We start from the raw sequence: 13837 nt of genomic DNA on the forward strand, positions 1-13837 counted from the left end.
GTAGGATTTAATAGTTATCTCATTGATCATAAAGAGATAACACCAGAAAGTGATTTCTATTAGTCCAAGCAATTCATGTTACTCCCACATACACTATAAAATGTTTGGACTTTATTACTTCAATTAAAACTTAAAGTTAGGAGGATTTATTATGGCAGATTGTACAGGTTTAGCTTGTTTTCTATTCTCTTCGTGGCCAACGGGAACAGTTGTTACAGTTACTACTAGATCAGGTCAAATTATTGGACCTGCTACTTTTTCACTGTTCTTTCCGAATATATGTGCAGTAGTATTGGAAGAAGAAGATGTGATAACCCCTTCCTCTACCAATACTACATTCATAAGTTGTGAAGATATAGAAAGTGTTACTTTAACCACTCCTTAAAATGATTCATATTGTTCTAGCTTAATCCATATTTAAGACATTCTAATGAATGTCTTTTTTCATGAAAAATCTAATCAGTATCCCCTAAGATGTAACATTCTATTGACCTATTATTTCAATAAATTGCTTTAATTTAAATTTTTTTCTCTTCTAAAGGTTACTTGTCTACACATCGTTCTACAAAATTTCATATGATATAGTATATTGTTTAAAGGAGGAATAAATTTGTTCTTATGCAATTTATTTGGTTGTTCAGGTGGAGTATGTAGTATTTTTAAAAATTTACAGCCAGGCGAAGTCGTTACTGTGACTGGTAAATCTGGGAATATTATTGGACCTGCTATTTTTACAAATTTTAACCCTAATACTTGTATCGTCACATTAGAAGAGGAAAATTCAGTTACTCCTCCTACTACAAGTATTACTAAAATTAGTTGTAAAGAAATAGAAAGTGTTACGTTTATCTCATAATATATTTTAAACCTAAAGCAGGGGTTGAAATATGAAACTCTTATACATTACTTCTGGTTACTCAAAAATTTATCAATATCTAGATCAAAGCATACAAGGAACACTTATAGATCAAAATTTCGAATGGTTAGCGATACAACCGAGTGAATTAATACAACAATTGGATTTCATTACAACAACGTTTCATCCCGATATTGTATTCACCTTATTAGGTAATCATCTACCACAAAAAGCAATTCAATATTTTAAAAAATGGAACATTAAATTAGCTGTCTGGTTAACTGAGGATCCATTTTATATAGATACTTCTCTTCTTCTATTAAATAACTTTGATTTTATATTTACTATTGATAGCGAAGCACTTAAATATTACACAGCTTTAGGATATACCAATGTATATCACTTACCATTAGCAACTAATATAGACGTATTTAAACCTAGTCTAAAAAATATAAAATATAAAAGTGAAGTATTATTCATTGGCTATCCTTATCCAAACCGAGTAAAATTAATACATTTTCTTTTAGAAAATACCCCCTATCACTATACTATTATTGGCCGACATTGGAAAAATAAGTTATTAAAAAAATGGAAAAATCACCGAAGAATTAAAATTATAGAAGAATGGATTCCACCTCAAGAAGTTGCGCTCTATTATAATAACGCTAGTCTTATTTTAAATCCTCATCGTAGTCATCTATTTCCACAAAATAAAAATAAAAATAAAGTAAAAAATAATACTATTAATAATCGTACGTTTGATATTGCCGCTTGCCAAGGCTTTCAAATTATTGAAGAAATGTCTGATCTTTTATCGTTCTTCAATAAAGATGAAATTATATCCTATGACAGCTTTGAAGACTGTTTAAATAAAGTATCTCTTTATTTGGATGACACGATTTCGAAAAGATTAATGGTTGAAAAAATTCATACAAAAGTGATAACACAGCATACTTTTCATAAGAGAATCCACTTTATAACAACTATTTTACAGTCACAGCTTTATTAAAATAGAAATCCCCTTGTGCATATAGATGCACAAGGGGATTTCTTCAAATTAATCTATAACATATTCTTAACTTTTATTTCACTTGAAACATGTATTTTTTATAATTTTTATGCACCGATAAGATAAGCCCGATCATTATCATATTTGAAAACAGTGAACTTCCTCCATATGATAAAAAAGGAAGTGCAATTCCTTTTACCGGCATTATACCAACAATCATACCGATATTTTGGAAGATTTGAAGTGTTAGAACACTAATTGCCCCCGCACATAGTAATGTACCAAACAGATTCTCTGCTGAATAAGCAATTATAGTTACTCGATATATAAGAAGTAACAAGACCAATACAACGAGAGCCGCTATTATAAATCCACCTTCTTCAGCGATGGTAGCAAAAATAAAATCAGTATGCTTTTCAGGAATATATACACTTCCTTGACCAAATCCTTTTCCATGTAATTCGCCACTTCCAACAGCTAAAAGAGATTGTTGCGTTTGATACCCTTGATCTGCATTTTCAGCTGGATTCAGCCAACCTATAATGCGTGATTGTTGGTGAGGTTTTAACCTAGTAACTAATTCTTTAAAGAAAAAATCTGGATATCTTACGTATGTAAATATTAATGTAGATAGTAGAGTTACCGGAATGAATGTACAAAATGCAATTAATTTCTTTTGAATCCCTGATATGAATAAAATAAATACAATAGATGCTGCGTATAAGAACACCATCCCTGTATCTGGCTGACTATATACCAGAGCAATAGGAGGAATTGAGACTAACATAATTTTTCCAACCAACAGGAAATCAGTTTTATATGTCCGAATCATATATTTGGCGTTATGATTCACTACTAAATTTGCGACAAATATAATTAGTGCAATTTTGAAAAACTCCGATGGTTGAATTTGACCAATAACAGGAAATTGAAACCATCTTTTTGCTCCCAATTTAACGGGAGTAAATGTTGATTCTGGTAGTATTTTTAATATAACAATTGATGCAAATCCAATAATATACATTGGACAAGATAACTTTTGCCATTGATCCCAATCAATACTTGCAACTAATATTAACAGTACAAAACCAATTAAATAGTTCCTACCTTGCTGAAATGCAAAGTTTGTGCTTCCATACTGGCCAGTTTGTTGACTACTATAAATTGCAGTGATACTAATAATACAAAACATGCATAAAATCAAAATCAGTTTTTTATATAAACTCCTTAATAATTCTATTATTTTACTCATGAAACCCTCCTATAATACTCAACAACTTCCATACTTCATAATAATGACTAGCACCCTTTTTATACACTTTTAACTATTCAAATGAAAATTATATTATTATGTTATAATGCAAAACTTTATTTTTTTTTAACTTTCCCTTAAGGTTTTACTTTAAATAGTTAAATTAATAATAAGTAAATCTTAATTTTTTCTAAACTAAAATAAACCAGTCCTTTTTATCCAGAATTACTTAGTTTCTAACTTCTAAAAAAATAATAAGCACTCTAAGCTCTATCTCTAGTCTACAAAGGAGTACTTTCTTTTAAAGCGGACAATCTGATACTAGAAAAACTGTAATAATTATTTTTCATATTAAATACTTAATTTTATTTCTTTTACTTCCATGCCTCATAATTCATAAATACCCCATATATCCCCTAATCCACTGTATTTTCATCAAGTAATTCAAAATTGAATGTCCTATATATTTCCCTCTAGACGCTTGAATAAAACTTAATATGTCGTCAATACTGTAGGCAAAATTTTTTATAAATCTGCCTCAAATTCTTCCCAATCTAACTCTCTTGGGCGAGAGTCGAGCATTTAGATTTTGTTAACTACTATTTTATGTTTCATCGTCACATTATGATGAAATAGTCATATATTTTCTTGAATTTTAAAAACCTAATTCACTTTTCAATATCTCATTTCTTCCTTAAAGAGGTCTTTTTATAGATGCTCTTCTTAAGTTTGTCAGCATAAAACTAAACATTCCGTCAATACTAAAGATAGGCGAAAGCCAGAGCTCATTTAAACGTCCCTGTAGTTCTTCTCTTTTCTGTATTAAGCAGCTAGCTTTCACTAGCTGCTCTTTTATTTACATATATCATAAGGATTTGAATATATTATGTTTGAAAGTACGCTGTTTTATCAAAAGGTAATCCGGTGACAATTTCTTTTTTATTTCTACAAAATAAATTTTTTACTAGATACCTTTTCGTATAATATATGCAATCTTGTTAACACTATAAATGTAACTTTAGGTTACATATCTATTACTTTCAGGGCCTAATTTTCTTTTGTGCAACAAGTGGTTAGCTAGCTTCACTGGCCAATTTGTTGTGCCGAATGAACTTTTTATTTCTCAACACCTAACATATGGTATCAATATTCCAATAATGGTAATATGAAGGTACCTTCAGTTGTTAAATATCTTGCCCTTTTTAAAGGCCCTGTTTTTAAACAGGGCCTTTAAAATTTATTCTCTACTTAAATAGTATTTTTGTTATAAATCTTTCTATAAACACTCTCATTTCCTCGATATCAAATTAAATCCCATGAAACAGGCGTCCCTTTTTCGATATCCTTACTCGCTTTTTTCCCGATAATTTTGGATATGTGTTTTGGTAATAAGCCATTCCCTGGTCTAATAGCTTTAACATTTTCATTTGTAAAGAATTCTCCCGCTTTTATGTTTTCTACTACATATAATGATCTTCTAAATTTTAAAGAATCTTTTTCTATATCAGTAGGTCCATAATATACATTCCCCAAAGATTCCCATGCTTTTTCAGTTTCGCTTACTAATAATTTAAATTCAGCTGGTTCCATTGAAAATTTAGCGTCAACTCCTCCATCCAACCTTGAGAGCGTTAAATGTTTCTCAATTACTGTGGCCCCAAAGGCAACACTCGCTACAGATACTCCTACACCCAGTGTATGATCGGATAAACCCACCTGACATTTAAATAACTCTTTCATATGAGGTATGGTAACTATATTTGTAGATTTTGGAGACGCAGGATACGTACTCGTACATTTTAATAGAATTAGTTCTTTACACCCTTCTTCTCTCGCAACCCTTACTGTTTCATCTAGTTCGGCAATTGAAGCCATACCTGTCGAAATAATTATTGGTTTTCCTGTTGCGGCTACTTTACGTATGAGGGGGATATCAGTATTTTCAAAAGATGCAATTTTATAACATGAAACATTTAATGTCTCTAGAAAGTCTACAGCTGTTTCATCAAAAGGCGTACTAAATGGTATCATCCCTAACTCTATACAGCGATCAAAAATTGGTTTATGCCACTCCCATGGTGTATATGCTTCTTTGTATAAATGATAAAGTGATTTGCCTTTCCATAAACTTTTTGTATCGTGAATTAAAAAATCACCATTTTCTATATTTAAAGTCATTGTATCTGGTGTATATGTTTGAATTTTAAAGCCTTGTGCCCCAGCCTCCGCAGCTGCCTCTACAATTTTCAACGCTCTATCTAATGATTGATTATGATTTCCTGACATTTCTGCAATAATAAATGGTGGCAAACTATTGCCAATCTCTCTACCTCCGATATATACATTACTCATTTTTTTCACCTTCAAGTTCTATTTTTATAGCTTCTTTTCTTTCCTCCCATTGTTCACGGGACAAGGTCATTGTAATGACATCTATATAATCATTGTCCCTATAAATATAATCTTCATATCTTCCATCTTCTTGGAAACCAAGTTTTTGATGAAAATTTAAACTAATACAGTTTGATTCTATTATTTCTGCACATACTTTGTGTATGTCTTTAATTTCAAAAATAAAGTTTAATGCTAATAAACCTAATACAGTTCCGGCATGTCTTACACTTTGTTTTTCACCTATATAAAATCCCCAATAACAAGTTCGATTCATTTCATCTATTTTTGTAAAATTAACAAATCCAATTGGTTTTTCTTTATATATTAATAATCTTGCAACCTTTGTTTCATCCATTACGAGTTTTTCATACCACTTTAAATGTTCGTCTATTGTTATTTGATGATCTTCATACATAACTGAACGTATTTCTTTTGCATTCCGCCAATTTAAAATAAGTTCTAAATCTTTCTTTTCTAACCTTTTCAATTGAAAATCCCCAATATCTAACATACTATCCTCCTAAAATATTTTTTGCTATTTCATTTGAATTACTGGCACAATGTATAGAAAGAGCTTTATTAGACATTTCTTTCACTATTTTAGAATCTGATAAAAGTTTGTTTAGACATTTCATAATTGCTTTATCCGAAACACTTTCAGCTGTACCAATATTCCATGTAGCTCCAACCTTTGCTACAGCCTTGGTTACTTCAATTTGATTTTGGGCAGTTGTAATTGTTATAGAAGGTAATCCAAGAAAGCAGCGTTCCCATGTGGTTGTTCCTCCAGCTCCTATCCCTAAATCCGCTCGTACGAGAAGCTCTTCCATATTTTCTATTTGACAATAATATGAAGCGTTAGAAACACTCTTACAATAAGTTTGAATCACCTCTTTATGCGGATTTTGGCTTCCTACCACAACGTCTATTTTTAAGTTATCTTGATTTATATTTTGTAAGGCTCTTAATGTTTTTAATGTTTCATTTGTTACATCATGCCCACCAAAAAAAATAAAAATCCTCTCAATTTCTCCTGTTCTTTTTCGTAAAAATTTCTTAGCGGCATGAAACTCTGGCCGTAATATAGCGTATTTAGGCCCCAATTTTACTAATGAGTGCTCTGGTATTAAATCTTTATAGCGACCATTAGGGTTATCGTATAAATTTTGGTCTAGTAACAAATCACAGTCGTGCATTCGATTTGCAAGATCATCGATTACCATAATTTTTCTTACAGTTTTTCTTAAAGCAGACTCCCACTTATTATCTAATCCATAATGATCAACGATTAACCAATCACACTTGGGAAGTTGCGACAAAATATCATTGGTCTGCTGTGCATCAACAAACCAATGATATTTTAGCCAATTTAAATAACTCCCGTGTTCTGTACTTAAGAAATTCGTATTTTCACCATCTCCATCTAATACAAACACACGAAATCCCTTATTTAAAATATATTGATGTAAATCACCTTGTAGCTTACGACAAATGAAATATACTTGAGCACCTTTATTCCGTAACTCATGGGCCAGTGTTAAACAACGCATAATATGGCCGGTACCTATTTCAATAGATGCGTCGGCGCGAAAGGCAATTTTTTCTCAAGCAAGATACTCCCTCCTCACTAAAAGCACTACAATTTATTAATTTATAATATCGTTTCTCTATTTAACTCATCTACTAATGATTGTTGATTTGCCCATTTCAATTTTACATGACTATTAATTTCAATAATTTCAGGATTTCGAAGGATGTAATCTTTTATTTGATGAAAAAATAAAGGTTTAGATTTTACATTCAGACCTCTATAAAGTTCATTGAACATATCTAAATCTGGTTGTTCATCTAATGTTAACCTCCAAGTAGGATAACAAACTGCTGGAGGGAGTTTCACTACATTGATACGAAATAAATGTGGATTATTAATAAAATAAAACGGAAGGTATTCTGCATAGGTTAAAGGTTTTGGGGTTTGTAGTAATCGTTCGATTGCCTCTAATGTAAAAATATCACCAGCTGTTCCGACAGGTAACGTACTTAACTCTGCCTGTGTATAGTCTGCACCACTTTTCAAATGTTCATCTAGTAAAAAAGTATTTATTTCAGGTGACACAGCTGGGCAATCCCCTGTAATCCGTATGACAATATTTGCATTTTCTTGTTTTGCAGCTTGGAACATGCGATCAGCGGTATTTTCTGGATCACCTCTAAAAATCTTAACTTTCCCGTCTAAATTAAACTTTTCCAAAGGGTCATCTTGTGCAATATCTGAAGTAGCAAGTATGACCTGGTGTTTTCCTGGAATAGCTAATGTATTTATAAGACATCGTTCAATGGAAGGAACTCCGTGTATTGGCAATATTGCCTTTAAAGGTAACCTAGTAGATTTTAAGCGGCAAAGTATAATTATTACTACCTTTGGAGGTTCAATAACCTCTTTTGTTATTGGGGTACCTGCAGACAAATTATATACAGCTACCTGAGGTAATAATTCCTCTGCTTCAAGCTCGGTCAGCGCATTTTCTACAACATTTAATTCCATTGTTACTTTATTAGCTGTAATAATCTCTCCTTTTTTAATGTCACCTTTTGTAACTGCTCTTAACAATTTTTGGTTTTGCAATTTTAATAACCCCCCTTTCATTTAATTTTTAGCAACTCTATAAAACGAAAGAACTTTTCTCACAGCTTGTATTACATCCCACACATCAGCTTCTGTCATTTTAGGAAATAGAGGCAGCGTAATAATTTCCTCATATACATTTTCTGCTTGCGGACAAATACCTTTTCCATAACCTAATTTTTGATAAAACGGTTGCAAATGTACGGGTATATAGTGCACATTCACACCAATATTTTCTCTTTGTAATGCCTCGTAAACTTCTTTTCGATTACATTTTAATAATTTAGTATTTAAACGAATAATATAAAGGTGCCAGCTTGAATCGGTTTGAGGCAATTGCTTTGGTATGATGATTTCAGATAAACAACTAAATTCTTTATTATAAATGTCTACATATTTCTTTCGAATTTTAATAAAAGAGTCTAATTTATTTAACTGTGATAAGCCAAGAGCAGCTTGTATATCCGTTATTCTATAGTTGTAACCTAAGAATTGCATTTCATAATACCAAGGCCCATGATTTTCAAGAAGATTTCGAGGATTCTTTTCAATTCCGTGCGTACGGAATTGAAAAAGTTTTTCGTAAAACAGAGGATTATTTGTGGTAATTACTCCCCCCTCTCCGGTAGTAATATGTTTCACCGGATGAAAGCTAAACATTGTCATATCACCAATTGAACCAATCTTTTTATTTTTATATGTGGCTCCTAATGCGTGGGCTGCATCTTCAATGATAATCAAATTGTTTTCTTTTGCTATTTTTTGTATTTCTTCTAACTCTACAGGCTGCCCAGTAAAGTGTACGGGAATAATAGCCTTTGTTTTATTTGTAATCTTTTCCTCTATAGATTTAGGACTAATGTTATATGTTCCATTGTCAATATCGGCGAATACCGGCTTTCCTCCCTGGTATAAAATACAATTTGCACTTGCTACAAATGTCATCGGAGTTGTAATTACTTCATCTCCCTCAGTTATGCCTGCTGCATAGCAGGCAGCATGCAATGCAGCTGTACCATTTGAAAAGGAAACAGCGTATTTTGCTCCCACATATTTCGCTATTGCCTCTTCAAACTGTTGAACCATTGGTCCTGTTGTTAAAAAATCCCCTTTTAATACATCTACAACAGCCTGAATGTCATATTCATCAATTTGTTGCTGACCATATGGTAAATAAGTTTCTCTAACAGGATTTCCTCCATGCATACCGAGGATTCCCCTTACCATTACTCTTTCTCCTTAGGGTTAATTTTTAAAGATTTAATCCACTCTTCTGTTTTAATAACTCCATCTTCTAAAGAAACTTTTGGTTCCCAGTTTAATATTGTTTTTGCTTTTTCATAGTTACATAATAATTTTTGAATTTCACTTTGCGGATGGATATGAGTTACATGTTGAATACTTACTTTATTTCCCGAAATCAATTCTGCTAATTTATTAATGGATATATCTTGCCCTGTTCCAGCGTTGATAATATGACCATTTGCTTTTGCAGAGTATCCTGCTGCCACAACAAAATCTGCACAATCTTCAACGTATAAAAGGTCTCTCGTTTGTTTTCCATCCCCATATATATTCAGTGGTACATTATCTAATTTATTATTTATAAAAATGGCAACAACCCCACCTTCCCCACCTGTTTTCTGGAATGGACCATACGTATTAAATGGGCGAATAACCACTACTGGTAGCTTATAAGCATAATAGTAAGATAAAACCATGTTTTCAGCAGCAATTTTTGATCCAGCATATGGAGAGGCTGGTTTAATTGGGTCTAATTCTGATATCCCTTGTATATTAGTTGCTTTATCATATACCATACAAGTACTCATAAAGACCATTTTGACATCATACTTAAGACATTGTTCTAGCAAATTAAAAGTACCTATTGTATCATTTTCAAAAGTTGATCTAGCATCATCTATACTATCTTGAACATTGATACTCGCTGCTAAATGATAACAAAGGTCAAATGAATTATTTTCAAATAATTGAGCAACTAATTTTTTATCTTTAATATCTCCTTGAATGCATTGTTTTAAATTTAGATCGTGTGCAAACTCGGTAATATTTGCAGTAGTTGAATTTGCTAAGTTGTCTAATATCCATATTTCATGCTTATCCTGCAATAATCTCTTTACAACCCACCTACCAATAAAACCTGCACCACCAGTTACTAATATTTTCATAGTTTCTCCCCTCCTGTTAATAGCTGCTGGTTTAATATTAAATTTCTAAGCTCTTCTTTTGAAATAGCATTTTGATTATCAGAACGGTAAAACCCTGCCTTCGCCCTTTTTGCATTTTCATATTGAGTACCCTTTTTTAATGGGCTAGGAATGATAAACATATCTGGTAATTCAAAAGCCTGTAAAGATTCATCATGTGTCATAAGTTCTTCATACATTTTTTCACCCGGTTTTAAACCAATTTCTTCAATTTTAATATTCTCCTTGGGCAACCCATATAACTTTGTAACTTCTTCTATCATCACTTCACTTAAATCGTTTAATGAAATAACTGGCATTTTTAATATAAAAGTTTCACCACCCTTTGCTATTTTCATTGCTTCAATTGTTAACATAGTTGCTTGGTTCAGTGTCATCATAAATCTACTCATACTAAGATCTGTTACAGTTATTTTTTGGTTTTCTTTAATTTGATTTTCAAATAAAGGAATAACAGAGCCTCTTGATCCCATCACATTTCCGAAGCGAACACTTGTAAATGTCGTTTCACTTGAACCTTTTGAATATTCCGCTGACGTAATCAATCTTTCAGCAGTCAATTTTGTTGCACCGTAATTATTTGTTGGTGAAATCGCTTTATCAGAACTTGTAAAAACTACCTTTTTTACTTTCTGAGCAATTGCCGCTTTTATTACATTTTGTGTTCCAAAAATATTGGTCAAAACTGCTTCAAACGGATTATATTCACAAAACGAAACATGCTTCATCGCGGCCACATGAAATACATAATCAATATTTTCCATCGCACTAAATACTCGATCATAATTACGAATATCCCCAATTAAATAACGAATATTTCGATTTTTATCCCTAAATTCTTCTTGTAATAAAAATTGATTGTATTCACTTCTACTAAAAACCCTTACCACTTTTGGCTTTTCCTGTAGAACATTAGAAAGAATGCTTTTTCCAATTGTTCCTGTTCCACCAATAATTAAAACATTTTTATCTTTAAAAAACATGAAAATATATACCTCCTCATATTAAAAATTAATTTTAGCAAAAAACCTCTCTTCAACTTGTTTGTAATTCCATAGGCAATCCATTTGTTGAGAAATAAACTAGTTTGCCGGATATAGAAACATACGTTTCTATTGCAAGTTTAAAATACATATTAATCATTGAAAACTGAGAATATAATCTTTTACTTCAAATATTTATAAATGGTGATGATGTTAATCTTTTTCAATTTGAATTAAATTTATTAATCTTTTTGTGCATGCTTCTTGCGGATAGTTTTCATTAATAAATTTTCTTCTTAATTCTTTTGCTAAATTTGATTGTAAAGGATCATTTAGAACCTTTTTAATCGTGCTAGTCATATCCTCCATAGAATGATTTACAAGCCAATCTAATGTATCGTAATATTTATAATCCCTTTCCTCTAATAAAGATTTATAAACAACTACAGGTATATCTAATAACATCGCCTCTAATCCCACTGTTGAATTTGAGATAACCACAAGATTTGCATGTAAAATAACATCATACATGTTTACTTCATTTGTTATATATTTAACATTAGGATATAAGTTACTTAACTTAATATATTCTCCCACTAAATTACGCCCTTTTTCCCAAGGATGTGGCTTTATAATAACCGTAATATTTTTGTCTTCCACTAACTTTTCTGTCAATTCAGTATAAAATGAAGTTTTAAATGGCTGGGTTGCAATAAAAACCACTTTTGTAGAGGGGTCTATTTTTAATTTATTAAAAAGATTCTTTTTATCCATATATACTCTATCAAAGATCTCATCATATCTGGGGTGCCCTAGTATTTCGATTTGAGATTCACTGACCCCTTTTTGAAGGTACCAATCTTCTTCATATTTCCCATATACGACCTGTTTTGTTGCGAAAACCGGAAAGTATGCTTCTTCCCCCATTACTGCACCATGCTGCAGACAATAACTCGGTATACCCTCACTACTAGAAAGAAAAGTAAGAGCTCTACTTGTTATATCTTCCGTAGTACCGACAATCACACCAGAAATATCTTGTTCTTTAAAAATAAAATGAGCCATATTAAGTTTCTCAATCATGATAGGAAGGTCGCTTAGTAATTTTTTTTGAAAAAAGAGGTTTGAAAATAGTGGGTGCTTATTAAACTTTAAAAAGATTTCTTTAGCTTTTTCTATAAAAACATGTGCGGTATTAGCAGATTTATTTATATAATCTGGTGCACAAACTGTAGGAAGACCATAGAGTTCGGTCTTTTTTGATCTAGTTAATATCTTTGTTTGATTTGGATTAAAGTGGGTAAAGTTACTTACTGAAAAACGGAGATAATCTGAATTTAGGAGGATTGCTCCATTTTGGTTTTTTCTTTTTATTTTTGATTGAAATACAGACATTATTTTTTCAAACTCTAACTGTAACTTTGTTTCTGCTATTGGCTCAATTGACAATTTCTTGTAAAAATTATTATCTTTCATTTTATTTTTTATATCTTCATCTAAATATTGATAAAAATTACTCAGTAATGGTAAAGGAATATTATAATGCTTTAACCTTGAAAAAATATTTATATACTCTAAATTTAATAGCCAATAATTTTTCAAATAAATGTCACTCAATTTTTCACCCTCTTTTTCTTCTCAAGTCTTCCCTTAATTCTTTGCATGTTCTTTGTGGTGGTAATAATTGCACAAATTCATTTTTTTCTTCTGCAAATAACTGCGCATGTATTGAATGGGGAGTAATATAATTGATATCTAAAATTTCATCTAAGGGATAAAAATCCCAATAGTGATTTAATCTCCAAAAGAAGCGCGCATCTCCTATCCGGTAAAACTGAGGATCTTCATCCCAATAAGAATTCCACCTTTTTTCAAGAATTGGTAAAACAGATGCTCTATGCATAATAGAACAATGATCAATTGTACATGGAGCATTATTCATAATTTTTTTTGCAGGTCTCTCAACCGTTTTAATAGGCATCTCTGTTTCATCTATATGAATCGTTTTTGATGCAGAATAAATAATTTGAACATCTTTATTCTCATCAAGATAACTAGACATCTTTTTAAGACGTTCTTCTTCATATTGATTATCATCTGTAATATAAGTTATATATTCCCCTTTAGCATGCTTAAGTGCCTCATTGATTAAAGCGGCATATCTTACTTTTTTTGTCCTTTCAGAAATATGAGCTACATTACTTTTATAAAAATGTACATTTTCATTATTTATGAATGGTTGAATCACCTTCTGGGTCATTTCATCTGAATCATCATCCATTATAAAAAGCTCGAAATCTTGAAAGGTTTGGTTTAATACACTTAATATCGATTTTTCAACAAACGCAGGCTTATTGTAACTTGTCATTATAACTGAAATTTTAGGCAAATATCTCTCTCCTCCTTATCAATAAATACAAAAACAGTTACGTTATTATATAAATAGAAAGGACAAACCGTTCCGATAATTTTAAAAAAGGTTTCTTTAT

Annotated in this window: 13 protein-coding genes; 3 read left to right on the plus strand and 10 right to left on the minus strand. The window is 31.4% G+C overall.

Translation table 11 applies throughout. From position 1 onward, the window contains the following. Positions 1–151: 151 nt before the first annotated feature. The 3 genes from JFU02_RS06260 to JFU02_RS06270 all read left to right on the plus strand — a co-directional run bounded on the left by JFU02_RS06260 (position 152) and on the right by JFU02_RS06270 (position 1865). Positions 152–385 (plus strand): hypothetical protein, encoded by a 234-nt coding sequence (locus tag JFU02_RS06260; RefSeq protein WP_000752670.1) that lies wholly within the window; start codon positions 152–154, stop codon positions 383–385. Between the two features lie 225 nt (positions 386–610). Beyond that, positions 611–856, plus strand: a complete 246-nt coding sequence (locus JFU02_RS06265; RefSeq protein ID WP_000477970.1) for a hypothetical protein — start codon at positions 611–613, stop codon at positions 854–856. A gap of 31 nt (positions 857–887) precedes the next feature. Next, positions 888–1865: a CgeB family protein gene (locus tag JFU02_RS06270; protein WP_000772271.1), complete on the plus strand. Its 978-nt coding sequence runs from the start codon at positions 888–890 to the stop codon at positions 1863–1865. 73 nt (positions 1866–1938) lie between these two features. Here JFU02_RS06270 and JFU02_RS06275 read toward each other — a convergent pair whose 3' ends face one another. The 10 genes from JFU02_RS06275 to JFU02_RS06320 all read right to left on the minus strand — a co-directional run bounded on the left by JFU02_RS06275 (position 1939) and on the right by JFU02_RS06320 (position 13737). Beyond that, positions 1939–3117, minus strand: a complete 1179-nt coding sequence (locus JFU02_RS06275) for an FtsW/RodA/SpoVE family cell cycle protein (protein WP_201070255.1) — start codon at positions 3115–3117, stop codon at positions 1939–1941. 1302 nt (positions 3118–4419) lie between these two features. After that, positions 4420–5469 carry a pseudaminic acid synthase gene (gene pseI, locus JFU02_RS06280; protein ID WP_000073380.1) on the minus strand — a complete coding sequence of 350 codons (1050 nt, stop codon included), beginning with the start codon at positions 5467–5469 and terminating at the stop codon, positions 4420–4422. Beyond that, the gene (gene pseH, locus JFU02_RS06285) at positions 5462–6022 is read right to left on the minus strand and encodes a UDP-4-amino-4,6-dideoxy-N-acetyl-beta-L-altrosamine N-acetyltransferase (RefSeq protein WP_000884113.1); all 561 of its coding nucleotides are present in this window, start codon (positions 6020–6022) and stop codon (positions 5462–5464) included. Before pseH ends, pseI begins: the two co-directional genes overlap by 8 nt. Position 6023: 1 nt before the next feature. Continuing rightward, positions 6024–7109: a UDP-2,4-diacetamido-2,4,6-trideoxy-beta-L-altropyranose hydrolase gene (gene pseG / locus JFU02_RS06290; protein WP_346656157.1), complete on the minus strand. Its 1086-nt coding sequence runs from the start codon at positions 7107–7109 to the stop codon at positions 6024–6026. 53 nt (positions 7110–7162) lie between these two features. Next, a complete protein-coding gene (locus tag JFU02_RS06295) occupies positions 7163–8158 on the minus strand; it encodes a cytidylyltransferase domain-containing protein (protein WP_003307516.1) in 996 nt (331 codons plus the stop codon). Continuing rightward, a complete protein-coding gene (pseC, locus tag JFU02_RS06300; protein ID WP_000251481.1) occupies positions 8159–9364 on the minus strand; it encodes a UDP-4-amino-4,6-dideoxy-N-acetyl-beta-L-altrosamine transaminase in 1206 nt (401 codons plus the stop codon). Continuing rightward, positions 9364–10326, minus strand: coding sequence for a dTDP-glucose 4,6-dehydratase (locus JFU02_RS06305; protein WP_000699372.1), 963 nt, complete (start codon positions 10324–10326; stop codon positions 9364–9366). The genes pseC and JFU02_RS06305 overlap by 1 nt, the downstream gene beginning before the upstream one ends. Continuing rightward, on the minus strand, positions 10323–11348 hold the full coding sequence (locus JFU02_RS06310) for an SDR family NAD(P)-dependent oxidoreductase (RefSeq protein ID WP_000465154.1): 1026 nt from the start codon (positions 11346–11348) through the stop codon (positions 10323–10325). The genes JFU02_RS06305 and JFU02_RS06310 overlap by 4 nt, the downstream gene beginning before the upstream one ends. Positions 11349–11561: 213 nt before the next feature. Beyond that, entirely contained in the window at positions 11562–12965 is a 1404-nt protein-coding gene (locus JFU02_RS06315) for a CDP-glycerol glycerophosphotransferase family protein (protein WP_201070258.1), read from the minus strand. 4 nt (positions 12966–12969) lie between these two features. Then, positions 12970–13737, minus strand: coding sequence for a glycosyltransferase family 2 protein (locus JFU02_RS06320; protein ID WP_001124406.1), 768 nt, complete (start codon positions 13735–13737; stop codon positions 12970–12972). Between the last annotated feature and the right edge of the window lie 100 nt (positions 13738–13837).

Source organism: Bacillus sp. TH13 (genome assembly GCF_016651175.1).
Classification (GTDB): domain Bacteria; phylum Bacillota; class Bacilli; order Bacillales; family Bacillaceae_G; genus Bacillus_A; species Bacillus_A thuringiensis_S.